Raw genomic sequence first — 24,591 nt, 5'->3', positions numbered from 1 at the left:
GGCCCCATGCAGAAGATATCGCTCGACGCCCTTGCCCGTCAGCAGATCGCGGCTGCGGTGGCGGCCCCGAGCGGGCGTGCCGCGGACACGGCCTTTGGCGGCCATGAGAAGACCCTCCGCCAGACAGTGATGGCGTTCCGGGCGGGAACGCAGTTGAGCGAGCACCAGAACCCCGGCGAAGCGACCGTTTTTGTGCTCCGCGGCTGCGTCCGGCTTCGCGCCGGCAATGAATCCTGGCAGGGGAAGACCGGTGACCTGCTGATCGTGCCGGACGGGCTGCACAGCCTGGAAGCGGAAGAGGACTCGGCGATCCTGATGACCGTCGCGAAAATAAAGACCTGACGGCTGGGCCGCAGGCCGGCAGACCAGGCGAGGCGCCGGCCCCGGGCCGGATTACCGCAAGGAGCAGGACATGACTGTCATCCCTCTCGAAGAAGTCCCCGAGACCCGGCGGTGGTGGGCTCGGTTCGCCTTTGTCGCGGTCTTCTGCGCGGCGGCGGTCCCGCTGGTGGCTGCTGGGCTCGCGGGCACTGTCGCGCTGCTCGTGACGGCGGCCGGCGGGCTGGTGGTGATGGTGGCGGGAATCTACTGGTTCCTCATCAGCCGGGGCATTCTGCGCTGGTGTGCGCTGGCGCTGGCGGTGCTCGCCCCGCTGGTGGTCCTGTTCCTGTTCATCCAGGCGGGCCTGCTGCTGGAGGTCATGATCACCGTCGGGCTGGTGTTTGTGGCGCTGGTCTGTGCCCGAGCGGCCCTCCGGGAGCCGCGTGAAGGGTCGAAGATGGCCGAGTACCCGGCCCCCATCTGGCGGCATCCCTTCGTGGTGATGAATCCGCGGTCCGGCGGGGGCAAGGTGGTGAAGTTCGAGCTGCAGCGGAAGGCGGAGGAACTCGGCGCCGAGGTGGCGCTGCTGGAGGGCCCGGACAAGATCGACGTCGCCGCCCTGGCCCGGGACGCGGTGGAACGGGGAGCCGATCTGCTCGGAGTCGCCGGGGGCGACGGAACGCAGGCGCTGGTGGCCGGCATCGCGGCCGAGCACAACCTGCCGTTCCTGGTGATCAGCGCCGGCACCCGCAACCATTTCGCCCTGGACCTCGGTCTGGACCGGGAGGACCCCACGGGCTGCCTGGATGCCCTCCGGGACGGCGTCGAGCTCCACGTCGACCTGGGCAAGATCAACGGCCGCACCTTCGTCAACAATGCCTCCTTCGGGGTCTACGCCGAGGTGGTGCAGAGCCCGGAGTACCGCGATGACAAAGCCGGCACCGTGCTGCAGATGCTCCCGGACCTGATCAAGGGCGACAAGGGCGCGCGGCTGCACGCCCGGATGGACGGCACGAGGGTGGACGGGCCGCAGGCGGTGCTGGTGAGCAATTGCCCCTACGGCAGCCACGACCTTGCCGGCCTGGGCCGCCGCACCCGGCTCGACCGGGGCGTGCTCGGGGCGGTGGCGCTCTCCGCCTCCAGCACCCGCGAGGCTGTCGGCCTGCTGCGCCGGGCGACGAAGCGCGGCCTGATCCAGCGAACCGCCGCGGAGGTGGTGGTCGACGCCGATGCCCCCGAGATCCCCGTCGGAGTGGACGGCGAGGCGCTGATGATTCCCACCCCGGTGCGGTGCACGATCGAACCCGCCGCGCTGCGCGTCCTGGTCCCGCGGCACCGTCCCGGCGTCCCGCCCGCCCAGCCGGCGCTGGACCTGGTCCGGCTCCGTGAGCTCGCGTGGGGGCACGTGGCCCGGTCGTCCGCCCCGGCAGCCGCGGGGGCCTGACCCGCGGAACGACCGGTTGTGCCCGGCCCACAACTGCAGCCCGACGAGCAGCCGCGTTTCGGGATCGTCCAGGTCCAGGCCGAAAAGGGTCTCCACCCGGGACAAGCGGCAGCGGACCGTGTTGACGTGCACATCCAAGGACTTTGCGGCCTCGATCGCGTTGCCGCCGCTACGCTGAACCGTAACGCACGCACGCAGGGGAAAGGCCGTCATTGAAAATCAGCGAAGCCAAACAGCTCATCCAGGTCAAAGCCCCCGTCTTTTCCCGACGACGCCGGGTGCTGGCCAACGCCTACAATGTGGAGGAATACCGCAAAGCGGCACAGCGGGTCCTGCCGGCAGGGATCTTTGACTACCTCGACGGCGGCTCCGAAGACGAGGTGACGCTCCGCCGCAACCGCGCCGTCTTCGATTCCTGGGCGCTCATGCCCAGCTGGGGGCCGGTCTCCGGACCCGATACCAGCACCACCCTGCTTGGAAAAAGCAGTGCCCTTCCCCTGACGTTGACGCCGACCGGCGCCACCCGGCTGTTCCATCCTGAGGGCGAGCTGGCCGTCGCGGCCGCGGCCGACCGGGCCGGCATCCCCTACGGGCTGGCCGGGCTGAGCACCGTCGCCATGGAAACCATTGCGCAGAACCACCCGGGCCTGGACCGCTGGTTCAACTTCGGGCTCACCTCCGACGCCCAGGCACTGAAGGACAAACTGGCGCGCTGCGAGGCCGCCGGGTTCAACACACTGATTGTCGGCGTCGACACCCGGGCCCTCGGCGCCAGGGAACGGGACCTGCACAACGGCTTCACCGCACCTCCCGCCCTGACGCTGTCCACCATCGCGGACATCGCCCGGCGGCCCTCCTGGTGGATCAACTTCCTGAAGTCGGACGGCATCAGCTTCCCGAACCTGGATCCGCGCAGCGCCGCAGCCACCTCCGTCGTCACCCCGTCCATGTGGCAGCACATCCTGGGCCACTCGGACGCGACCAGCGGATGGGGCGAACTGGAAGCCCTGCGCCAGGCGTGGCACGGCAAGATCGTGCTCAAGGGCTGCGTCAACCCGGCCGACGTCGACAAGGCCGCCCGGATCGGGCTGGACGCCGTCCAGCTGAGCAACCACGGCGGCCGCCAGCTCGACCACATGCTCAGTCCGATGGATGTGCTGCAGGAATCCCGGCAGCGGGTGGGCGATTCCATTGAGATCTACGTGGACTCGGGCATCCGCCGGGGCAGCGACGTCCTCAAGGCGCTGGCGCTGGGCGCCGACGCCTGCTCGATCGGCAGGGCCTACCTCTACGGACTGGTGGCGGCGGGCTCGCCGGGAGTCGGGCGCATCATTGAGATCTTCGAAGACGAACTGCGGCGTACGATGACGTTGGTGGGCGTTTCCAGCATTTCCGAGTTGAAGGCTCGAGGCGGGGAAATTCTGCGGGACATCCGTCATTCCGGAGAAATTCTTGAAGCAACAGCGTCAGGCAACACGCACTAACGAGTTCTGAACTTGCAGGCACACAGTGCCTTCCTCCCGCAGACTTGCGGGAACCCAGGGACTCTCTGAACAGCTAAGGAAACCATGCGCACCCGATACCTCCTCCCCGTTCTCACCATAGCCACGGCCCTCTCGCTCACCGGCTGCGTCAACAACAGCGAACCGGCCGCCACTGGCTCGGCCTCCGGAACCGCGGACGCCATCGACGTCAAAAAGAACGACGCCATCGCCGCGTCGCTGCCGGAGAAAATCAAGAGCGCCGGCGTGCTCAACGTCGGCATGGCCAACAACTACCCGCCCAACGAGTTCAAGGACGACAACGGTGCGCCGGCAGGCTGGTCAGTGGACCTGACCAACGCCCTGGGCAAGGTCATGGGCCTGAAGGTCAACTTCGACATCGGCACCTTCGACAACATCCTCCCCGCCGTGCGCGCAGGAAAGGATGACATGGGCATGTCCTCCTTCACGGACACCCTGGAACGCGAAAAGCAGGTCGACTTCGTCAACTACTACTCCGCCGGCATCCAGTGGGCCGCGCCCAAGGGCAAGACCGTGGACCCGGACAACGCCTGCGGACTCAAGGTCGCCGTCCAGGCCACCACTTATGAGGACACCCACGAGGTGCCCGCAAAGTCGAAGGCCTGCACCGACGCCGGCAAGCCGGCCATCACCATTTTCAAGTACGACGCGCAGGACCAGGCCACCAACGCCCTCGTGGTGGGACAGGTGGACGCCATGAGCGCCGATTCGCCCGTCACCCTCTACGCGATCTCCAAGACCAAGGACAAGCTGCAGACCGCCGGCAACGCCTTCGAAGTGGCCCCGTACGGCATCCCCGTGGCCCAGGGCAGCGAATTCACCCCGGTCCTGCAGAAGGCCCTCCAGACGCTGATCGACGACGGTACCTACAACAAGATCCTGTCCAAGTGGGGAGTGGAAGCCGGCGGCATCAAGACGGCGGCACTCAACGTGGCAGCCAAAGGGTGATAGCAGATGAGCGAGCCGGAATCCGACCGGATGCTTGAGGCCGAACCCGGCAGGCACGGGGAGTCCGGCAGGACGCCCCGGGCCGGCCGGGGCCGTCACGACGACGACGCGCCGCCGGAAGCCATCGTCGCCATCCCGCTGCGCCACCCCTGGCGGAACGTGGTGGCAGTAATCCTCGTGCTCGGGCTGGCGGTCTTTGTGCTGGACGCCGCCCAGCGCCCGGACTACGGCTGGCCGGACGTGGGCAAGTACATCTTCGACCGCCGGATCAGCCAGGCAGCCTGGGTGACGCTCTGGCTGACCATCTACGCGATGATCGGCGCGATCGTCATCGGCCTGCTGCTGGCCATCATGCGGCTTTCGCCCAACCCGGTGCTGAAGAGCATCGCCTGGCTGTACATCTGGATCTTCCGCGGCACCCCGGTCTACGTGCAGCTGGTCTTCTGGGGCATCGTGTCCCTGATCTACCCGGTGTTCACGCTGGGCATTCCGTTTACGGACCCGTGGGTGACCATCCCGAACGAGATCTTCACCAACCTCTTCATCACGGCCGTGATTGGGCTGGCGCTGAACGAAGCGGCCTACATGTCCGAGATCGTGCGCGCCGGGCTGTTGTCCGTGGACGAGGGACAGGCAGAGGCCTCGACGGCGCTGGCGATGTCCTGGGGCCAGACGATGCGGTTCGTGGTGGTTCCGCAGGCCATGAAGATCATCATTCCGCCCACCGGCAACGAGGTGATCTCAATGCTCAAGACCACCTCCCTGGTGGCCGCTATTCCGTTGAGCATCGACCTCTATGGGGTGTCCCGCGGTATCTCCGCGGTGACGTTCACTCCGGTGCCGCTGCTGCTGGTGGCGTCGCTCTGGTACCTGCTCTTTACCTCTGTCCTGATGGTGGGCCAGCACTTTATTGAGAAGCGCTTCTCGCGAGGAACCGGCCGGGTCAGGACAGGCAAGGAACCGGCGACGCCGGCAACGGCACCGACGGCGGGTCCCGGCGAGCCCGGAGCACCGCTCGGAAACGACTTTGGAGGAAAAGGATGACGGACGCGCCGATGGTGCTTGCGGAGCGGGTTTCCAAGAATTTCGGCACTAACAAGGTGCTGCGGGGAATCAGCCTGGAGGTGGACCCGGGCGAGGTGCTCTGCATTGTGGGGCCCAGCGGTTCGGGCAAATCGACGTTCCTGCGGTGCATCAACCACCTCGAACGGGTCGACGGCGGCCGGCTCTCGGTCGACGGCCAGCTGGTTGGCTACCGCCAAAAGGGGGACAAGCTCTACGAGCTGAAGCTCAAGGAAGCAGCCTTCCAGCGCCAGGAAATCGGAATGGTCTTCCAGCGGTTCAACCTGTTTCCGCACCTGACCGCGGTGGAGAACATCACTCTGGCCCCCATGCGGGTGAAAGGTATTTCCAAGGCCAAAGCCACTGCACGGGCCATGGAACTGCTGGAGCGTGTGGGGCTCGGCGACAGGGGGGACGCCTATCCGGCGCACCTCTCGGGCGGGCAGCAGCAGCGCGTGGCCATCGCCCGCGCCCTGGCCATGGACCCGAAGCTGATGCTCTTCGACGAGCCCACCAGCGCCCTGGACCCGGAACTGGTGGGCGAGGTGCTCGACGTCATGAAGGAACTGGCCAAGAGCGGGATGACCATGATCGTGGTGACCCACGAGATGGGCTTCGCCCGCGAAGTGGCGGACACGCTGGTCTTTATGGACGAGGGCGTGGTGGTGGAGGCCGGACCGCCCCGGGAGATCCTGAGCAATCCGCAGCACGACCGGACCAAGGCGTTTCTTTCCAAGGTCCTCTGACGCCTTTCGCTGGCGACGTTCGCTGAGGCCGGGAGCCGACCACTCGCTGGCGGGCCCCGCCCTGCCTGGGCCGGGCCTTACGCGGCCCTGACCTGTGGCTTTGCCGCCGCGCGAGTGGAAAAATGATGCTGTGGAAAGCCTCGCGGACAGCAAGGTCTGGGCTGACTACAACGCGGCCCAGGCGGACCGTCCCGTGCGCCCGCTCTGCATCGAGGCCATGTCTTTCGCCGGTCAGGGGAACGGCCGCCGTGCCATTGACCTGGGTTGCGGCGCCGGAAAAGAAACGCTGGCCCTGCTGCGCGATGGCTGGCGGGTGCACGCCGTGGATTCTCTGCTGGACACCAGGGAGCGGCTGCTGGGGATCGTACCGACGGACGCGGACGGCCGGCTCAGTATCGAGGTCCGCCCCTTCCAGGAACTCCGGGACCTCCCGGCAGCGGACCTGATCTTCGCTGGCTATTCGCTGCCTTTCATCCGCCCGGCGGAATTCGGACGCTTCTGGTGGATGATGCTGGGAGCCCTCCGGCGCGAGGGCGTTGTGGCCGTGAACCTGTTCGGGGACCGGGATTCCTGGGCGGACGTCCCGGAGTGGAACTTCCACACCGAGGTGGAGGCACGCCGGCTTTTCGACGGGCTGCAGATCCAGACATTCGAGGTGTACGACGCCGAGGGCCTGTCGTTTCGGGGTCCCAAGCACTGGCACATCTACGACGTCATCGCCCGCCAGTTGTAACTCGCTACACCGTTTGCCGCGGTCCGCGGATCCGACGCGGACCAACTTCGGAGGCGCCGGTCCGCGTCGGATCCCGGTGGACTACTTTGTTACGTGGACGACCGCGGCCTTATCAGTCGACTGTGGAGATCCTGAGCAATCCGCAGCACGACCGGACCAAGGCGTTCCTTTCCAAGGTTCTTTGACGCCTTTCGCTGGTGACGGGAGCCGAACATGGGGCGGCGTGGTCCGGCCCGGCCCGGCCCGGCCCAGCCTGAAGCCGTGGCGTGACTCTGCCAACCCGACATAAACCCCGGGCTACTACACGTAGCGCATGCTGGTCAGCATTGCTTTGAGCTGGCTGTATTGCTGGGTTTTCATCCACGCTTTTGCACTCTCCGGGGAGCTGAATGCGGGGCTGCCAAAGTCAACATGTGCTTCGGACGCGCCATTTCCCACAATGCGAACATAGCTACCGGAAGTACCTTCACCGTTGGTGACATGCTCTGTGCCCATGTTGCCCATGCGGTAAAAGACTGAGTGGTCAACAGGATTCTCATACTTAATGAAGGCAAAGACTGTGGCACCATCCCTGACCGGGAAACTGGGGACCGGCTGGGAATCCAGAACCGTCAGCAGTGATGGTCCTGCTGCACCGCCACCGTATCCACCGCTTGTGATGACTGAAACCTGGTTGCCGGTTTCATCGTAAATGTGAGCCTCTACTGACTTTGCCTTGTCTGTTTCATTCACATGATCAAGGTACGGACCCTGCTGGGTTTTGATGGTCCAGTTGGCAGGGTGGTCAAAGGAGATATGACCGTCAGGGAAAGTGAAGGTTGCGAGTCCCGGTGCGGCTGGCTCAGGGGTAGGAGCAGGAGCCACCGTTGGCTCTACCGTCGCCGTGAGGCTGGGTGTCGGCGTAGCCGTTGCGGTAGGGGCGGCCGTGGCAGGAACAGTCTCCGTCGCAATGACCGACGTTAAGGGAGATGCTGACGGGGCTGCTTCTTGTTTGGCAGGCGCACAGGCAGAAAGAGTAAGACTCAACGCAAGAGCAGTGAGTGTTGCTTTTCTGACAGAGCTGGACCGGTAATTCATGTTATTTCTGTCCCCCATTGATTTCTTCGAAGGCAAATTTAGCCGTTCATTCCAGTAGTTTCCGGCGAACCCGCTTTGGTTACATGAAACGTGAAAAAACATATTCAGGGATCCGGGCGAGGGACTCCACAGGCCTGAATCGGGTTGACATACTCACGGGCGGCCCACATATTCGCTGCCCCGTGCGGAGGAATCCTTCTGAAGGTCATCCACGCTTGGCTGGCCCTTGCACTGAGATACCGCGCGTCGTGCCCTGGCAAGCCGGAGCGGCCCAGCCTCTTTGAGGTCTGGGCCGCCGTGGCTTGGTAATTTGCGCGCGGTGTATGGGGCTGGGTTAGGGCGAGAGTTCCTCGAGGACCCGGCCCTTGGTCTCGATGGCGAAGACGATGGTGATGAGGCCTCCGATGAGGGCGACTGCTGCGAAGACGGTGAAGACGTAGCTGATGCCGTAGTTGTCGACGATCCATCCGACGAGGAGCGGTCCGACGGCGGATCCTGCGCGGAGCCAGGCGCTGCCGAAGCCGGTGCCGATGGCCCGGAGGCGGGTCGGGTAGAGCTCTGCAGAGTAGAGGTACAGCGAGAACGAGATGGTCTGGAGGATGGCGTAGGCGATGCTGGCGAACACGACGACCTGTGTCGCGGAGACGGCGCCCAGGGCCGTGAGGATGATGAGGGGAACGGTGGAGGCGAGGAAGGCCACGGAGTACCAGCGCTTGCGGCCGACCTTGTCAATGAGCAGGGCGCAGAGGATGGAAGCGACTACGCCGACCGCCGATGTCACCCAGCCGTAGGCGAGGCTGGTCTGCAGTGGCAGGTTGAAAGTTTGCTTGTATAGGGTCGGCAGCCAGGTGATGAGGCCGTTGTTGACCATGTATACGCAGATCCACAGGAACCAGATGGTGAAGGTGCGTTTGCGGTAGATTCCCTTGAAAAGTTCCCGCCAGTCCGAGCGGGCGGTGGCCTTGGCGTCCACGGGGCGCACGACGGGTTCGGGCAGCGTGGCCCCGGCTTTGAGTGCCTCGTTTTCGAGCATGCTGACGACGGCGTCGGCCTTCTTGACGCGGCCCGTGGAGGCGAGCCAGCGCGGTGACTCGGGCATCAGGGCCCGCATGGGGATAGTCAGTACCGCGGGGATGAGGCCGACGATGAACATGGCCTTCCAGCCGAAGACCGGTACCAGGAAGTAGCCGGCAATGCCTGCAAACATGAGGCCGACGGGGAAGATCACTTCATAGAGGAGGAAGAAGCGTCCGCGCTTCTTGGCCCCGATGAATTCGTTGATGTAGGCGCTGGCGACTGGTACTTCGCCGCCGGTGCCGATGCCTTGGAGGAAGCGGAGGACGATCATGGACCAGGCTCCCCAGGCGAATAGGCAACCGATGTCCATGGACACGAACAGCAGGATGGTGATGAGGAGGACGGGCAGCCGTCCGATCCTCTCGGCCAGGTGTCCGAAGAAGAGGGACCCGAAGATTTGGCCGACATAGCCGGCGGAAAGGATCATTCCGATTTCGCCTGCGCTCAGGTGCCATTCCGTCACCAGCTGGGGCATCGCGAAGGCGATGGCCAGGACGGTGTAAGCGTCGAAAAAGGTTGCTGATCCGATGATGATGCGGATGAGGCTCAGACGTCGAGTGACCGGGAGCCGTTCGAGTCTTGCCACCAGCTCTGCGTTGATTCTGGCGGCCTCCGGGCCGCTGGCCATGGTTGCGGTGTTGTTCGGCTCGCGCACTGCGAGTCCTCCTTCTCCAGCTGCGTTGCTGGGGTCGTCATTGACCAAGAGTGGGAGAGTGAAAGTTTGGAGAGGATGGCGGGCGGGTTGCCCGCCATCCTCAGGGATCCGAAGATCAGGCGGGGACGGTTACGCTGCCCAGGTTGGCGGACTTGAGAGCCAGTGCGATCTCATCGCCGGCGCCTTCGGCAAGCGGAAGCAGTGGCGGGCGGACGGTAGCGTGCTCGAGGATGCCGCGGGCGACGAGGCCTTCCTTGAGGGCGACGGTGCCTTCCATGTGGGATCCGCGGTGGTAGACATTCTTGGTCACCGGCAGGAGGCGGTCATGAATGGCGCGGGCCGCGGCGTAGTCCTTGGCCTTTCCGGCGGCGATGAGCTCCACCAGCGGCTCGGGCGCCAGTCCGCCGTAACCGACGAGTGCGCCGTCTACGTCGAACATGGTGTGCAGCAGGTACTCATCGTGGCAGGTGAGGATCTGCAGGTCCGGGTAGGTTGCGCGCAGGACCGGGATTTCGGTGTCCCAGCGCTTCATGTTACGCACGCCGTTCTTGGTGGCGAACACGCCTTCCTGGCCAGCGATCTCGAGCTGGGTTTCCAGATCGTAGGTGGCCTTGGTGGCGTCCGGGTACTGGAAGAGGATCAGCGGCAGCCCGGAGGTTTCGTAGATTTCCTTGTAGCGCGTTTGCGGCGCGCCCTTCTGGTATCCGAAGCGGAGCCAGCCATGGGACGGGTAGACCAGACCGGCGGAGGCGCCGGCCTCCACTGCACGCTTGGCTTCCAATGCAGCGACCATGTTGCCCTCACCCGTGATGCCGGCGATGATCGGCAGTTCGCCATTGACGGATTCCTTGAAGGCGCGGATGACGAGGGCTTGTTCCTCCTGGGTCAGGAAGGTCCCTTCGCCGGCGTGGCCTAGAACAACGAGGCCCTTGACGCCCTCGACGCTGGCCAGCCAGCCACCGAGGCGGTGGATCGCGTCGACGTCGACGCTGCCGTCACGGTTGAACGGCGTTACAGGTGCGGGAACAAGTCCGCGAAGATCGATGGTCATGAGAGCTTCCTCTGTTTTCTTGATCGTAGTCCCGATAGGATGTGAGAACGTTTGCGGGAACGTTTTCATTGTGCGACGTGTCCCAGCTCACTGTCAAGGCCCGGCTGCCCACAAGGAGGAAATAGAGTGTCTTCTAAGACAATCGTGAACGGGAGAAATTCGCATGGAACCGGCAGTCACAGGTGCAAGCGTCACACTGCGGGACGTTGCCGCGGCCAGCGGGGTGAGTCTTTCGACCGCAAGCCGCGCTCTGGATGAACGAGGCACGGCATCACGCTCCGCCGCTGCCGAGCACGTCCGGAAGGTGGCCGAGGAACTCGGCTACCGCCGCAACTCCTTTGCGTCGAGCCTGCGGCGCGGGGAAACGCGGACCCTGGGCGTGCTTGTCCCGCGCCTCAGCGATACGGTGATGGCGCTCATGTTCGAGGAACTCGAGCGCGCGGCATCGGACCGGGGATACTTCGCGATGGTCGCCACGAGCGGAGATGACCCGGAAGACGAACGCCGCGCCACCGAAACGCTGCTGGACCGCAACGTGGACGGCCTGATTCTGGCCACCGCCCGTCTTGATGACGAGCTGCCCCGGCGCCTGCGCCAGCGCGGCGTCCCCCACGTACTGGTGCTGCGCACTGACGGCGTGAGCCCCTCGGCAGTCGGAGACGACGAAGTAGGCGGATATCTCGCCGTCCGCCACCTTATCGATCTGGGCCACCGGGATATCGCGGTCGTGACCGGGCCGTCATTCACTTCCAGCGCCGTCGGCCGCCTCGCAGGCGCCCGACGCGCCCTCGATGAGGCCGGCATCACGCCGCCCGAAGAATGGCTCCTCGCCTCCGGCTATGGCATCGAAAACGGGTTCTCCGCTGGTGAGTCGTTGCTGGGTAAAAGCACCGGTAAACGCCCCACGGCCGTGTTTGCGGCCAACGACAACATAGCCTTGGGAATCATCGCGGCAGCCCATCGCTTGGGGATCGAGGTCGGGAAGGACCTGGCACTCGTTGGGTACAACGACACTCCGCTTTCGGCCCGGCTCGCCACGCCGCTGTCGTCGGTCCGTGTCCCCCTCGCCCAGATCGCCAGCACTGCCATCGATCTCCTCGTCAACCCGGGCAAGGAGCCGCACATACGGAAATCCATGCCCACCCTCATACCCAGGGAATCCAGCGGACCGCCCAGGCACAAGCACTAACAGCGTCGCATCCCTGAATGCGACACCAAGCGATCACGGAACGCCGCCAGAGAGCGTTCAGATCCACAACCGCAAGGCCAAGTGTCTGCCTTGCGTGACGCATCACAAGTCCTGTCATCGCGGAATTTGTCGTCCGGTTCGATTTAGGCTAGCGCGGTGGGACAGACTGTTGCCGTGAGCAACTCTCCCCGGACGGGCCTCGCCGTCGCAGGACTCAGCCTAGGCACGGCACTGAACCCGCTGAACTCCTCGATGATCGCCGTCGCCCTCGTGGTGCTGCGCGCCGACTTCGGGCTCGACGTCGCCACCGTCACCTGGGTGATCACCTCCTTCTATCTCACCTCCGCGGCCGGCCAGCCGCTGATGGGCCGGCTGGCGGACCGGTTCGGGCCGCGCCGGCTGTTTATGCTCGGCATGGTACTGGTGGCCGTGACCTGTGCGCTGGCCCCGTTTTCGCCGAACTTTGCGGTGCTCTGCGTGGCCCGCGGCTTCATGGCGCTCGGCACGGCCACCGCGTACCCGAGCGCCGTTGTGATGGTCGGGGCATTGGCGAAGCAGGCGCATGTGAAGTCCACCCGGCCGCTGGGCCGGATCCAGATGGCCAACACCTCCGCGGCCGCAGTCGGGCCGGTGGTGGGCGGGCTGCTGGTGGGGTTCGTCGGCTGGCAGGCCCTGTTCCTGGTCAACGTCCCGCTGTCGCTGGCCGCGATCCTGCTGGTCCGCCGCTTCGCTCCGGCGGATGAGGACCGGGAACGCGGCCGGGTCTCGGACCTGCTGCGCGACTCGGACATCCCCGGGATTCTGGCGTTCCTTGGCTCCATGGTCCTGGTGATGATGGCTCTGCTGAACGTGCTGCCCGCCTACCGCTGGTGGCTGCTCGGGGGAGGTGCCCTGATGGCGGTGCTGTTCGTCTGGCGTGAGCTGCGCTTCGCCCCGCCGTTCCTGGACCTGCGGCTGCTGGGCCGGAACCGGCCGCTGCTGCTGGTCTATCTGGGCTTTGCGGTCTTCAGCGGCGTCTATTACTTCGCGTTCTTCGGCCTGCCGCAGCTGCTGCAGGAAGCCGGCGGCTACGGTCCCGGCGTCGTGGGCCTGCTGATGCTGCCGCTGGCCGCGATGTCGGTGGTGGTGACCCCGTTCGCCGTCCGCGCCATCGACCGTTTCGGCGTGAAGCGGGTGCTGATCGCCGGCGTCGTGCTGCTCCTGGTGGCCTCGGGGACGATGTGGCTGCTGACGGCTTCATTGGCCGTTCCGCTGGTGTTTGCGCTGACCGCGCTGCTGGGCGTGCCCTACGGGGTGGTCAGCATCGCCTCCAGCCAGGGCATGTACGTGTCCACCCGGCCGGAGGAGCGCGGCGTGGCTGCCGGGATCTTCCAGACCTGCCGGTACCTCGGCGCGATCACGGCCACCGTGCTGATCGGCATCTTCTACGGCACCGGGGTGAACCAGGCCAACTGGGGGCTCATGGTCTTTGTGATGCTGGGACTCGGTGCGGTGGTGTTTGTGGTGTCGCTGCTGTGGCGGGAGCGGAGGGGCTAGGCGTTCGACGGCGGGCGATGCCACCTGCAACTGCCACACCCAGGCTCAGCAACGCTGTCAGCAGCACGCCCAGCCCGACATGGACATGGAGCAGCGCCGCTCCGGCCGCGGCTCCCAGCAGGATCAGGACCACGGCGCCAAGCCGCCGGCCCCAGTGCGCCCCGGTTCCGCCGCCCAACCGCGAATCCGCGGCCAGCCCGGTCAGCGTGGACGTCACCACCACCGTCGTGACGTCCTTGACGCTCAGATGCCGGGCGCTGGCTGCCTGGATGCCCATGGCCATGGCCAGCGCCGCCGTGATGACCAGGGTGGTCGGTGCCCCGGCCCGCGGCGGGTCCACGAACAACACGGCAGCAACAGCGGCCATGACCAGTCCGACGGCGGTCAGCAGGCCGGTGGTGCGCCGGCTCCAGCCCGCGGCTTCGGGGCGGAGGATCCGGCCGGCAATCACGGCGCCGGCCACAAAACCGGCCAGGGCAATTGACGGGCCCAGCACGGGCAGCTCGTCCGCGCCGACGAGGGCCATTCCCAGGATCACGACGTTGCCGGTCATGTTCCCGGTGAAAACCCTGTCCAGACCCAGGTACCCCACGGCGTCGATGACGCCGGTGGAAAAGGTCAGGACCAGCATGAGAATCAAGTGGAGGCGGCCGTGATCGGTGGGTTTCAGGCGGTTAAGCAAGGGAAGCCTTTCGTGGGTGTAGTGGGTGGAGTGGCTGGAGGAGCGAGCCGCTGAGGCGGACCGCCAGGGCGAGGAGTTCGGCGTCGCGGTTGGCGGGGCCAACGACACTCAGGCCGCAGGGGAGCCCGCCGTCGGTGGCCAAGGGCAGGTTCACGGCGGGCAGCCCTGCGATCCCTGCGATGCAGCTCAGCCGCATGGTGGCGCGGCGCACCCGCTCGATGACGTCCCCGGCCAGGGCGGCTTCACCGAGGAGCGGCGCCACGGACGACGCCGAGGGGAGCACCAGCAGGCCGCCGCCCACAACGGCCCGGATGTGCTGCCGGGCAGCGCGGAGCACATCCCGCGCGTCGTCGGCCTGGCGGCGCCCAATCAGGGAGGCGGCCCTGAACCGGCCGGCCACGTCAGCGCCGAGGGAGTCCCAGTGCTGGCTGACCCACGGTCCGTGCTGCTGCCAGGCCTCGTGTCCCTGGACGGTCTGGAAGGCTGCGAGCCACTCGGGAAGCTCGCCGGTCCGCAGGGATGCTGTGTCCAGGTTCGGGAGCCCCGGGGTTCCGGCCCAGTCGCTGAGGCATTCCTTCACGGCACGGCCCACGTCGGGCTCCGCCAGGGCGAGCAGTTCCGGCACGAACACCGCGTCCGCCAGCGGCACCGCGGGCTGGTTCTGCGGCAACAGGACGCTCCCGACGGCGGTGAGCGTCGCCGCGTCCCGGGCCATCCAGCCCACCGTGTCGAACGACGGTGCCAGCGGGAGCAGGCCGGTGGTTGACACCGCGCCGTGGGTGGTGCGGATGCCGAAGAGACCCTGGTAGGCGGACGGCACCCGGATGGACCCGCCGGTGTCCGTCCCCAGGCCGATGGTGGCGTGGCCCAGCGATACCGCGCTTGCGGATCCCGAGGAGGAGCCGCCGCTGATCCGGCCCGGTGCTCTGGGGTTGGGCGGCGTGCCGTAGTGCGAGTTCGTGCCGGCCAGACTGTACGCGAACTCGTCCGTCCGGGCGATCCCGGCCACCACCGCGCCGGCCGCCAGCAAAGCGGCGGCCGCGGGCGCCGTCGTCGTTTCCGCTTCAGCACCGGCGAGCCATTCCGGGTTGCCGGCCCCGACGCGGAACCCTTCCAGCGCGAACAGGTCCTTGACCGCGACGGACATCCCGGTCAGCGGCCCCGCGCCGGTGGCCGGCAGCAGGGGGCTGCCCGCTTCGCGCCACACGGTCGGATCCGCGATCGCCGGGACCCGTGACCCGGCGGTCACGGCAGGAAGTCTTCGACCCGGATGCGGGCGTGGACCCCTTTGACGAGGTCAACCACCTGGGAGATGTTGAAGTCCGTGGCGGCGCTGAGGTAGGCGTAGGCCAGGCTGGGGTCCATGCCGTAGCGCGCCTGGAGGAGCCCGACGGCCGCCCGGACGCAGTTCTGAACGGCGGTGTCGAGGTCCTCGTCCATTCCGGTGGGGACCAGGAAGTCCGGCGTCTGCGCCATCGGGCCGCTGAGGACGCCGAAGTTGCGCACCGCCTCGTCCTGCGGGACGACGTCGAACCGCAGCTTGACCCGGAGCGAGGCTTCCATGGCGGTCAGCGAGACCTCCCCGTCGCCCTGGGCGAAGTGGGGATCGCCCACATAGGCCAGCGCATCGGGGACCTGGACCGGGAGGTACAGCGAGCTGCCCGCGGTCAGGAGGTTGATGTCGATGTTGCCGCCGTGGCTGCCGGGCGGGACCGAGTGCGGGCGCTGCATGCCGTCCACCGCGACCCCCATGATGCCCAGGAACGGCTTGAGCGGGAAATGCACGGAGGGCTCCGCCCCGGGCCGCAGTGGCAACCAGCCGGACGGGGTGCCGTCGTCGGTGTCGCGGACGGTTGCGAAGGCGCTGTAGGTGTCCGGCCCGAGGGGGAACTCGCCGCTCAGGGATCCCCGGCCGTGGCGGCTGGAAATCACTCCGTAGGGCACCCGGGGCGTGGTCTCCAGCACGGTGATCTTCAGCAGGTCACCGGGCCGCGCGCCCTTGACTGCAATGGGGCCGGTCACCACGTGGGGACCCAGCCCGCCGGCCAGCCGCTGGATGTCAGAGGCTGCCAGGTCGACGGCGTCGCTCAGGACCATGCCGGCGTCGACCCCGTGGGATCCGAAGAAGGCGCGGGGATCCCGGCCCTGGTCCTCGAGAATGCCTTCATGGCTGATCGTGTCGATGGTGACGTCTGTGCCGGAGTCGATGCTGAGGACGGGCCGGTCACCGGCACAGGGCAGGGACCCCCAGAGCACATTTTCCGTGGCGGAGGGCAGGTAGCGGGCGCCGTCCGGGATGCCGTCCCAGGGCTGCAGCGCACGGGCGGCAGCGGTCGGGGTGGCGGGAGCGGACGGGGTGGCACGTGCGGGCGGGATGAGAGCGGTGGTCACGGTTGTTCTCCGGTCGGGTGTGGAGCGGCAGGGTCAGTGTAATGCGGGACGCGGTACAGGGTGGTGTCATTCATGGCCCCGGATGAGGATGGCGACGTCGGCCAGGTGGTCGCGCATGGCGATGCCCGCGCCGGTAGCGTCCCGGGCTTCGATGGCGTCGAGGATGTGGCGGTGGCCGTCGATGGAGCTCCGCCGGCCCTCGAGGGTGGAGTGGGAGCGGAGCCGGACGTCTGTGGTCCACGAGCTGGTCAGCGTGAGGACGGTCGCCATCAGCTGGTTCCGGGCGGCCTGGGCCAGGAGCGTGTGGAACTGGATGTCCAGGCGCAGGGCCTCCTCGGGTGAGAGGTGTTCGTTGGAGCTGTTGACTACGTCCTGGAGCTGGATCAGGTCCGCCGCGCTGGAGCGCACCGCGGCCAGTTCGGCCACCAGGGGTTCCATGGATCCGCGCAGTTCCGCCACGTCCTGCTGGGCATGGCCGACGCCGGCGAGCCGGGCATAGAGCTCGCTCACCGGCGCCGGTGGTGCGGCCACGAGTGTTCCCCGGCCCTGGGTCCGTTCCAGCAGGTGTTTGCTTTCGAGCTCCTGCAGGGCAGAGCGCACCGTGGCCCGGGAGACAGACAATTGCGCCGCCAGTTCGCGCTCGGTGGGGAGCTTGTCTCCGGGGAGCAGGCCCCGGGAGGCGATTTCCCGTTCCAGGTAGGCGGCCACTTCCGCGCTCCTCGGGGCGCTGCGCCGAAGGGTGGGGCGGGGGTCTGTACTCGGGGTCACGGTGCGGCCTTTCTGCGGACTGTGCGGGGAGGGATCGACGTCGGGGACTACTTGGCGGACTGAAGAACAGGCTCGACGGCCGGTCCGGCCACCGGCTCCAGCTCCGGCACGGCCGCCGGCTTGGTGAAGCAGAAGGCGATGGCGCCGATCAGGAGCAGCACTGCGGAGAGGTAGAAACCGGCTTCGAGGGCACCGGTCGCATCCGCGAGGGCGCCGGTGATGTAGGGGGCAAAGATGGAGGAGAGCATACCGGCGAAGTTGAAGTAGCCATAGGCCCGGGAGTACATGGACCGCGGCGTGTTTTCGGCCAGGAAGGCGATGAGGATGGGGTCCAGAGCGAGCTTCCCGACCAGGCCGTAGACGACGAGGCCGACGATCATGAGGGAGTATTCGCCCGTCAGCGGAACCAGGATCTGGCACAGGCCGCCGAGGACGGCGAGGAGGACGATCAGCGGGCGGGTGTTGCGGAGGCGGCGGGCCAGCATACTGAGCAGGATGGCGCCGGGGATGGAGGCCCAGGGGACCAGGGAAGCGATGATGCCGGTCTGCGAGGGGGCCACGCCGCGGGCCTGCTGGAGGTACGTGGGAAGCCAGGTCAGCATCGAGAAGAAGCCGTAAAGGGAGCAGAAGATCAGCACGTAGGTCAGGAGGTGGTTGCGGGTGAAGAGCGCCTTGTTGGATTCCTTGACGGCCGGAGCCGTCCCGCTCAGGTCCGCCTCGGCGGTCTTGGCGGCCTGGGCCTTGTGCTCGGCGTCGATCGGGGAGAGGTAGTAGTTGATGAGGAAGGCGACGATCAGGGTGGCGGAGCCGAAGATGAGGAAGGAAACGTGCCATTCCAGGCCCAGCGTGAAGGTGAGGTAGCTGGAGCCGATGAAGCCCAGCGAGATGCCCACGGCCATGCCGCTGTTGATCAGCGCGGCGGAGACTCCGCGCCACTTGTCTGAGATGTAGCTGGACGAGATCCCGTAAACAGGGCTGTAGAAGGTCCCCTCGCCGATCCCGGTGAAGGCGCGCATCAGCAGGAAGATCATGAAGCCGGGGGCGAAGCCGCTGAGGATGGTGCCGATGCCGAAGACCACGTAGCCGGCCACCACCACTTTGACGCGGCCGATCCGGTCGGCGAGGTAGCCGGTGGGGATCTGCATGAGTGCGTACGTCAGGAAGAAGACCGTGGACATCAGGCCGAGCTGGCCCTTGTTCAGGCCCCACTGCTCCTGGATGACGCTCATGACCGGCGAGAGGATGTTCCGGTCCGCGTACATAAAGACCCAGCCGAGCGAGAACAGGACGGTGACGGCGACCGGGCCCGGCCGCTTTCCGATGACGGGAAGCAGCCGACGCCGGGTGGCTGGCGGGGTGGCGGCCGTGCCCGGCGGTGTGGTGTCCGTTGCGCCCGGCTTTTCTGCGGTGGAAACGTTCAAGGGATGCTCCTGGAGGCTCTTGGCTGATTGGTTCATTGGTCGAACCAATTACCAAGCTAGGGGGCAAAATCCTTGAATTTGCGGGGGTTAGAACCAATTAACAGCCGCGAAACGGGGTTTAACATCACGTTCACATGACCGTCTTCCGCCCGACTCGCAGGACCACTCAGATGTCGGTTTCGTTGCGGGAACCGCCGGCTGGTCGGGCCGGCGGCGCGGACTCGCTCTCGCCGTCAAAGTGGTACTGCCGCAGGACGTTGGACCGGGACGGGTCCTTGAGCTTTTCCATTGCCGCGATCTCGATCCGACGGATGCTGTCGCGGGTCAGGCCGAAGGACTTGGCGACCGCATCCAGGCCCGTCCCTCCGCCACCCGTTATGCCGAAGCGCCTCGCAATGACCCGGGCCTCCCGGTCTTCGAGCGTGGCGAGTACGGCATGGACCTGCGCCTGCACTTGTTGATGGAACAGCGGATCGGTCGCGTCTGGAGCTGAGGAATCCCACAGCTGGTCGGCCAGGGCTTCGGTTCCACCCGTGCCGTCGGGCACCCACGAGTCCAGCGAAAGGATCGGCTGGTCCACAGTCAGCAGGCATTCAACCTTCCCGACCGGATTGCCTGTCAGTTGGCTGAGGTCTTCCCTGCTGCAAACGGTCCCTGTCATAGCGGCAGTCCCTTGCGCCGAACGGACTCTCCGCAGTTGCTCGACGACGTTCGTTGGCAGCCGGATAAGTCTTGTCTGATCAGCCAGCGCCCGGGTGATGTCGCCCCGGATATGCCACGTGGCGTGGGTGGAGAATCTGAAACCTCTGCTGAAGTCGAACGTGCGTACAGCCCTGAGCAGTCCCAGGTTTCCCTCCTGGATCAAGTCCTGCAAGTCGAGGCCCCGGTGGGTGTAGTGCCTGGCGATCGACACGACTAGCCGCAGGTTGGCGTGGAACAGCCCGTCGGCGGCGCGCTTGCCCAGAAAGACAATGGTCCGAAGCTCCCTCTCGTCCTGACTTGGCCGCGGGGTGCCGTCCGCCAGGAGCTGTTCCGCGAAGAGCCCCGCCTCGATTTCTCGCGCCAGTTCCACTTCCTGCCCGGCGGTGAGCAGGCCGTATTGGCTCAGCCGGCGCAGGTAGTCCCCGACGGCGTCGTCGGTTAACCCGCCGATTGCCCCGTGGATCAACTCAGCCATGTCATCCCCTGTCGGACGGTTCAAGCTTGTGAAGGCAGACTACGCGGCCGGTGTGACAATAATCCGAGGGAAAAGCCGCTCTGATTCCGAGCTGGTTCTGGCGCCTGCGGCCCGGGAAACGCTTCGTCAGCCAGCGTTCCTCGGCACGGCGGCAGGCGGAGCAAGGCGGCAAACCCAGGCACCTTGACACGCTCGGAGCACCGGAATATCTTCTGCCTTAACAGGGCAATTCGCTCGGTCCACACTACTTTTCCACAGTCGTTCTCGGCGCTCCGCGCGTCCCCTGGCGGAATGGCAGCCTGGCGCCGTGGGTTCGCGCGGCGTGCCCGAACAACTCGCTGGGGGATCCAAATTCGGTCTCTCGCATACAAGGAGTCGGAAATGTCTGAAGGTATTGGACTGCTAGAGCGGTTTTACAAGGACGTCATAGAGAGCGGAAATCTGGCGCTCGTTGATGAGCTGGCGACGGACAGCTTCCTGGATCATGAGGAAGGCCTCCCCGGGCAGCCGCCGGGCAGGGAGGGTGTTAAGTTCTTCGTGAACACGATGCGGTCGGCTTTCCCGGATATCAAAGTCAAGGAGATCACGCCCTCGCTGAGCGCCGGGAACCTGGAGGCGTGCCACGTGGTGCTGACCGGCACCCATCGTGGTGAGCTGGCCGGCATCCCGCCGACGGGCAAGAGCGTGGAGTTCGACTGCACCGACATCATCCGCGTCGACGACGGCAAGGTGGCCGAGCACTGGGGCACCACCGACAACATGAGCATCATGCGGCAGATCGGCGCCATGGCTATGGCCTGAGTAGAACCAAGGCGCGACGGCGGCCGGACCGACCTCCGCCGGGCACAACGAAGGCTGTCCACGTTCCGAAAGGGAACGCAGGCAGCCTTTTCTGCGTGCGGACCGTCGTGCGGCCCGACTCAACCGGTATGGCTGGGCGGCTGTTCCCGGGCGAGGGCCGTGACCCATCCAGGGGTCACCTTGCCCAGGCGCCGGTCCGTCTCTTCCCGGAGCTGGGCCGCCGCGATCTGCATGGCGCGGTCATCGTCGTCGAAGACTGGTTCCGGTTGGACCTGTGCGGGCAGCGCGCGTGCGCCGTGCGTGAGTGGGTGGGCCGCCCGTTCAAGAGGCTTCTCCGATGCGGCTTCCAGGACGGCGAGCTCTCCGGCACCGGCCAGTTCGCTTTCTCCCAGGACCTTAAGGACTTTCAGCCCGATCGTGCCGCGCTTCTTGTCCCCCGAGTAGACGGCATCCAGGGCCCACTGGGTCCGCTTCCACCATTCGGCGCGGTTGTCCGCTTCAGCTTTCTGTTTCAGGGTCCGCCAGCCGATGACACCGGCGACCAGGGCGCCGAGGAGGACCGCCAGCGGGCCCAGGGCGGCAAGAATCTGCCACCACTCGGCGGGGCCGGTGTGCACGAAGACCTCGATGGGTGTCGGCGACGGAGTCGGCGTCATGCGACCAGCTTAGGCCGCAACCGCCGGCGCGGGCGGCGCCGTGACGCGCCGCCCGCCGTCGTCGTTCTGCTAGGCCTTGGGTGCGTAGGCCTTGGGCAGCTTCAGTCCGCGCTCGTCCATGACGGTGCGCAGGCGGGTGGGGTAGTCGCTGATGATGCCGTCCACGCCGAGGTCCATCAGCCGGTTCATGTCCGCGGTGGTGTTGACGGTCCAGGGGATGACCGGCAGGCCGAGCCCGTGGGCGTCAGCGATCATGCCGGGCGTGACGGATTTGAAGGCGGGGGAGATGGCATCGTAGCCCTGGGCCGCGGCGGCCTTGGCGAGGGATCCGCCGTAGGTGTCGATGTCGATGCCGCCGAGGTTGGCGCTGGCGCCGGGCTGGCCGACCTCGAGCCAGGCGTCGCCGCTGGACAGGGCAACGAGGGGCAGTTCCGGGGCGATCTTTTTGGTCAGGTTCAGCGAGGACCAGTCGAACGACTGCACGGTGCTGCGCTCCGCCATTCCGGAGGCCCGGATCTGGGCGACGACGGCCTTGGTCAGGGCGACCATGCCTTCGCCGCCGGACTTCCCGTCTTCAACCTTGGTCTCGATGTTGAAGCGGACCTTCCCGGCGCCGGCGTCGCGCACCAGCTGGAACACGTCCTTGAGCTCGGCGATCCGGTTGCCCTCGATCACGTCCTGCTCCGGGAAGCCCTTGAGCTGGGTGAAACCGCAGTCCAGGGTCTTGATCTGGGCGAGCGAGAGCTCGGCCACCCGGTCGCCGACGTACGGGAAGGCGGCGTCGCCCGGCGTGGCCGGGGCAGTGTCCTGGCATTTGTCGGCCTGGATGGTGTCGTCGTGCCAGACGATGGTCTTGCCGTCAGAGGTCAGGTGGGTGTCCAGTTCCAGGGTGGTCACGCCCAGCTTCAGCGAGTGGGCGAAGGCGGCCAGGGATTCCTCGGTCCACTCGCCGCGGCCTCCGCGGTGTGCCTGCAGGTCAAAGGACCCGTTGCTTTCGTTGGTCTTGATGGTTGTTGCCTTTGCGGCAGCCGTTCCGGGAGCGTTCGACGACGGCGCGGAGCCGGCTTCGGGGTGTGAAGCGGCGACGGCGGGGCCCGCCAGGGCGGCGATGAGCGCGGCGGTGGCCGCGGCAGTCAGGACTGTGCGCATGGTGGTGGTTCCTCCTGGGTGGCGGTTGCCGGCGCTGCGCCGGCGACCCGATAACCCTAGGGAGGCGAAGTGGACTGCCGGGTTCGGGGGACTGGACCTCGGGTGAACAGTTCGACGCCGAACGTCTGCCCTCGGCAGCGTTAGTGGTGTGATCCGGCCTCGATCGCATCCAGATCACGGATGGCGTAGCGGTGGTGCTCCCACTCCTCGTCGAGAATGGTGTGCAGGCACGAGAGGACAGCCTCCGGTTGCCCCGGGGCCCAGGGATTCTGGCGGGCCAGGGACAGCTGGTCCTGGGTTACGGTAGCGAGATAGTCGCGCACCATGGCTTGTCGGCCCGCCCGGGCCTCCAGCACTTCTTCATACGAGGGAGCGGCCGCCGCGAAGACCGACAGGTCGTAACCGTCGGTCTCATACTCCACATTCGGCTGGCCAACGGGGTGGTACGGCTGTTCGACCTCCAGGATCGCCTTGCGAAGCCACGTGTCGGTGGCCATGACCAGATGGCGCAGTGTCTGGGCGAACGACCACTCACCATCCACCGAGATATCGACCGTGCCAGCCGGCATGGCCGCGACCCGATCAAGCGTCGACGACCAGGTCCGCTCGAGCTTGGCCCAGGCGGCACGAAGACCCTCCGGATCTCCGGCGCGTCTTTCGGCGCGTCCGGGAAAGCGGCGGTTGAGCTCGGCCTCGACGAAGGGGACCACATCGACGCCGTTGACGCGCAGGAAGTTCCCGCCGTCGAACAGCCAGGGTGCGTCGACGTCTGCCCCGGATACGTCCACGCCGCGCATCACCGCGCCGGACAGGTCGGACCGGACAAACCGCGCTCCCCGCAGGTTCACGGCGACGAATTGTGCGCCACGGAGGTCATCGGACTGACTGAAATCTGCCATGACAGCAACTTTCCCACGGTTGCGTCAGCCGCGCAGCACCCCGTGGCGGTTTCACGTGCGGCTGTCTAATACCGTCTGCAATTTCTCGAACGACTCGGTCCATCCGGTGCGGTGCAGGGCCAGCCGCTCCTCCGTCAGGAACGGTCCCTGCGAGAGCACCAGGCATGTGGCTTCGCCGGTACTTCCGAGTGCGAGGTCGACGACGGTTTCCCGGTCGTCCGGTGTCGGTTCCTCCCACCGGAATGTGTACACAAGGCGCCATGGAGGATCGATCTTCAGGAACTCGCCGGAGAGGTGGAACGGTTCGCCGTCCGGTGGCGTCATACGGAAGCCGTAGCGGCCGCCTTCCGTAAGGTTCAGTTCGGCTGCAGGGATGGTGAAGCCGTGCGGACCCCACCACTTCACCAGTTCGCTCGATTTCGTCAGCATCCTGAAGACTTCTTCCGGGGGAGCATCGAGCGTGTATTCGAGGTTCAGGACCAGTCCGCCAGTTTCCTCATTCATCATTCAACTTTGTGATCCTGCGGACGCTGACGGAAGCGGTGCGGCCGATACGGCGGCGCTGCTGGACCCCGTCGGGGGCGGCCCCAAAGACCTTCATCCGGACACTTGGCACCCCTGTTTCCGCGGGACCACATCGGTCCATAATGGCCTCATAAGCTTCGGGGACCCCTCGCGCGGGTGAATGGGTGGCGCGGCGTTGAAGAGTCCCAGGTGGCTGCCCCGGCTCGGCGCACGGGGCGGTCACGGGCTCCGGACGAGGATTCCGGGGACCGAAACCTGGGGGGACCAACGCCATCGCTGCGATCATCAACGCACTGAAGGGAAACATCATGCTCAAGGATTCAAACATCATGGCTGTCCTCCCCGCGAAGGACATCAACAGGGCGAAGGAGTTCTACCGGGACAAGCTGGGAATCGAACCCACCGATTCCATGGAGGAGGGCAGTTTGACCTACAGCTGCGGTCAGGGAACCCGCTTCCTCGTCTACCAGACAGACAATGCCGGGACAGCCAAGAACACCCAGATGGGCTGGGAAACGGACAATCTCGAAAGCGAGATGGCGGAACTGCGGGGCCGCGGCGTCGTCTTTGAAGAATACGATTTTCCCGGCTTGAAGACGGAGAACGGCGTTGCCACCGCATCCTGGGGGAAGGCAGCCTGGTTCCTGGACAGCGAGGGGAACATTATCAACATCGCCCAGCGCGCGTAGGCCGGAGTCTGGTCCCGATCAACGACGCAAAGCATCGCTGCCGCCGGCAGCGAAGCCGAAGGGAACCGGCT

General features: G+C 66.3%; 24 protein-coding genes and 1 pseudogene. 11 read left to right on the top strand and 14 right to left on the bottom strand.

Features of this window, described 5'->3' with window-relative positions:
• The first annotated feature begins 6 nt into the window (after positions 1–6).
• The gene (locus tag QCD75_RS09615; RefSeq protein ID WP_301227990.1) at positions 7–342 is read left to right on the top strand and encodes a cupin domain-containing protein; all 336 of its coding nucleotides are present in this window, start codon (positions 7–9) and stop codon (positions 340–342) included.
• Between the two features lie 70 nt (positions 343–412).
• Complete coding sequence (locus QCD75_RS09610; protein WP_301227988.1) at positions 413–1,765, top strand: diacylglycerol/lipid kinase family protein; 1,353 nt, start codon at positions 413–415, stop codon at positions 1,763–1,765.
• 42 nt (positions 1,766–1,807) lie between these two features.
• Here the strand turns inward: QCD75_RS09610 and QCD75_RS22200 are convergent.
• Positions 1,808–1,978, bottom strand: a pseudogene (locus QCD75_RS22200) (helix-turn-helix domain-containing protein); the annotation flags it as partial.
• Here QCD75_RS22200 and QCD75_RS09605 point away from each other — a divergent pair.
• The 5 genes from QCD75_RS09605 (at position 1,978) to QCD75_RS09585 (ending at position 6,777) form a co-directional block, all read left to right on the top strand.
• Positions 1,978–3,249, top strand: coding sequence for an alpha-hydroxy acid oxidase (locus QCD75_RS09605; RefSeq protein WP_301227986.1), 1,272 nt, complete (start codon positions 1,978–1,980; stop codon positions 3,247–3,249). The pseudogene QCD75_RS22200 and the gene QCD75_RS09605 sit on opposite strands and share 1 nt — an antisense overlap.
• Before the next feature lie 84 nt (positions 3,250–3,333).
• Positions 3,334–4,236 carry an ABC transporter substrate-binding protein gene (locus tag QCD75_RS09600; RefSeq protein WP_301227984.1) on the top strand — a complete coding sequence of 301 codons (903 nt, stop codon included), beginning with the start codon at positions 3,334–3,336 and terminating at the stop codon, positions 4,234–4,236.
• 6 nt (positions 4,237–4,242) lie between these two features.
• A complete protein-coding gene (locus QCD75_RS09595) occupies positions 4,243–5,280 on the top strand; it encodes an amino acid ABC transporter permease (protein ID WP_301227982.1) in 1,038 nt (345 codons plus the stop codon).
• A complete protein-coding gene (locus QCD75_RS09590; RefSeq protein WP_301227980.1) occupies positions 5,277–6,044 on the top strand; it encodes an amino acid ABC transporter ATP-binding protein in 768 nt (255 codons plus the stop codon). The genes QCD75_RS09595 and QCD75_RS09590 overlap by 4 nt, the downstream gene beginning before the upstream one ends.
• 130 nt (positions 6,045–6,174) lie before the next feature.
• Positions 6,175–6,777, top strand: a complete 603-nt coding sequence (locus QCD75_RS09585; RefSeq protein WP_301227978.1) for a class I SAM-dependent methyltransferase — start codon at positions 6,175–6,177, stop codon at positions 6,775–6,777.
• 300 nt (positions 6,778–7,077) lie between these two features.
• Here QCD75_RS09585 and QCD75_RS09580 read toward each other — a convergent pair whose 3' ends face one another.
• From QCD75_RS09580 to QCD75_RS09570, 3 genes are all read right to left on the bottom strand, one after another.
• Positions 7,078–7,509, bottom strand: coding sequence for a hypothetical protein (locus QCD75_RS09580; protein ID WP_301227976.1), 432 nt, complete (start codon positions 7,507–7,509; stop codon positions 7,078–7,080).
• Positions 7,510–8,188: 679 nt separating this feature from the next.
• A complete protein-coding gene (locus QCD75_RS09575; protein WP_301227974.1) occupies positions 8,189–9,586 on the bottom strand; it encodes an MFS transporter in 1,398 nt (465 codons plus the stop codon).
• A 115-nt stretch (positions 9,587–9,701) separates the two neighbouring features.
• Positions 9,702–10,637 (bottom strand): dihydrodipicolinate synthase family protein, encoded by a 936-nt coding sequence (locus QCD75_RS09570; RefSeq protein WP_301227972.1) that lies wholly within the window; start codon positions 10,635–10,637, stop codon positions 9,702–9,704.
• Between the two features lie 163 nt (positions 10,638–10,800).
• On the opposite strand from QCD75_RS09570, the gene QCD75_RS09565 reads away from it, so the two are divergent.
• Both QCD75_RS09565 and QCD75_RS09560 read left to right on the top strand, forming a co-directional pair.
• Positions 10,801–11,826: a LacI family DNA-binding transcriptional regulator gene (locus tag QCD75_RS09565; protein ID WP_301227970.1), complete on the top strand. Its 1,026-nt coding sequence runs from the start codon at positions 10,801–10,803 to the stop codon at positions 11,824–11,826.
• 174 nt (positions 11,827–12,000) lie between these two features.
• Positions 12,001–13,362 carry an MFS transporter gene (locus QCD75_RS09560; RefSeq protein WP_301227968.1) on the top strand — a complete coding sequence of 454 codons (1,362 nt, stop codon included), beginning with the start codon at positions 12,001–12,003 and terminating at the stop codon, positions 13,360–13,362.
• On the opposite strand, the gene QCD75_RS09555 is transcribed toward QCD75_RS09560, so the two are convergent.
• The 6 genes from QCD75_RS09555 to QCD75_RS09530 all read right to left on the bottom strand — a co-directional run bounded on the left by QCD75_RS09555 (position 13,286) and on the right by QCD75_RS09530 (position 19,801).
• Positions 13,286–14,044, bottom strand: a complete 759-nt coding sequence (locus tag QCD75_RS09555) for a YoaK family protein (RefSeq protein ID WP_301227966.1) — start codon at positions 14,042–14,044, stop codon at positions 13,286–13,288. The genes QCD75_RS09560 and QCD75_RS09555 overlap by 77 nt on opposite strands.
• A complete protein-coding gene (locus tag QCD75_RS09550; RefSeq protein ID WP_301227964.1) occupies positions 14,037–15,293 on the bottom strand; it encodes an amidase in 1,257 nt (418 codons plus the stop codon). Before QCD75_RS09550 ends, QCD75_RS09555 begins: the two co-directional genes overlap by 8 nt.
• The gene (locus tag QCD75_RS09545) at positions 15,290–16,435 is read right to left on the bottom strand and encodes an acetamidase/formamidase family protein (RefSeq protein WP_301227962.1); all 1,146 of its coding nucleotides are present in this window, start codon (positions 16,433–16,435) and stop codon (positions 15,290–15,292) included. Before QCD75_RS09545 ends, QCD75_RS09550 begins: the two co-directional genes overlap by 4 nt.
• A gap of 66 nt (positions 16,436–16,501) precedes the next feature.
• Positions 16,502–17,203, bottom strand: coding sequence for a FadR/GntR family transcriptional regulator (locus QCD75_RS09540; RefSeq protein ID WP_301227960.1), 702 nt, complete (start codon positions 17,201–17,203; stop codon positions 16,502–16,504).
• Between the two features lie 47 nt (positions 17,204–17,250).
• The gene (locus tag QCD75_RS09535) at positions 17,251–18,660 is read right to left on the bottom strand and encodes an MFS transporter (RefSeq protein ID WP_301227958.1); all 1,410 of its coding nucleotides are present in this window, start codon (positions 18,658–18,660) and stop codon (positions 17,251–17,253) included.
• Positions 18,661–18,790: 130 nt separating this feature from the next.
• On the bottom strand, positions 18,791–19,801 hold the full coding sequence (locus QCD75_RS09530; protein WP_301227956.1) for a sigma-70 family RNA polymerase sigma factor: 1,011 nt from the start codon (positions 19,799–19,801) through the stop codon (positions 18,791–18,793).
• Between the two features lie 381 nt (positions 19,802–20,182).
• Here QCD75_RS09530 and QCD75_RS09525 point away from each other — a divergent pair, with 381 nt between their 5' ends.
• Complete coding sequence (locus tag QCD75_RS09525; RefSeq protein WP_301227954.1) at positions 20,183–20,602, top strand: ester cyclase; 420 nt, start codon at positions 20,183–20,185, stop codon at positions 20,600–20,602.
• Between the two features lie 119 nt (positions 20,603–20,721).
• Here the strand turns inward: QCD75_RS09525 and QCD75_RS09520 are convergent, their stop codons facing one another.
• The 4 genes from QCD75_RS09520 to QCD75_RS09505 form a co-directional block, all read right to left on the bottom strand.
• Entirely contained in the window at positions 20,722–21,258 is a 537-nt protein-coding gene (locus QCD75_RS09520) for a hypothetical protein (RefSeq protein ID WP_301227952.1), read from the bottom strand.
• 69 nt (positions 21,259–21,327) lie between these two features.
• A complete protein-coding gene (locus tag QCD75_RS09515) occupies positions 21,328–22,407 on the bottom strand; it encodes a glycerophosphodiester phosphodiesterase family protein (protein ID WP_301227950.1) in 1,080 nt (359 codons plus the stop codon).
• A 140-nt stretch (positions 22,408–22,547) separates the two neighbouring features.
• Positions 22,548–23,306 carry a DinB family protein gene (locus QCD75_RS09510; protein WP_301227948.1) on the bottom strand — a complete coding sequence of 253 codons (759 nt, stop codon included), beginning with the start codon at positions 23,304–23,306 and terminating at the stop codon, positions 22,548–22,550.
• 51 nt (positions 23,307–23,357) lie between these two features.
• Positions 23,358–23,810, bottom strand: coding sequence for an SRPBCC family protein (locus tag QCD75_RS09505; protein ID WP_301227946.1), 453 nt, complete (start codon positions 23,808–23,810; stop codon positions 23,358–23,360).
• Positions 23,811–24,139: 329 nt separating this feature from the next.
• Between QCD75_RS09505 and QCD75_RS09500 the strand changes: the two genes are divergently transcribed.
• On the top strand, positions 24,140–24,520 hold the full coding sequence (locus tag QCD75_RS09500) for a VOC family protein (RefSeq protein WP_301227945.1): 381 nt from the start codon (positions 24,140–24,142) through the stop codon (positions 24,518–24,520).
• Positions 24,521–24,591: the final 71 nt, after the last annotated feature.

Source organism: Arthrobacter sp. PsM3, from assembly GCF_030433895.1.
In the GTDB taxonomy this organism is placed as follows: Bacteria; Actinomycetota; Actinomycetes; order Actinomycetales; family Micrococcaceae; genus Arthrobacter.
The sequence above is the reverse complement of the archived record's forward strand: the minus strand, read 5'-3'. Positions and strand labels throughout refer to the sequence as shown.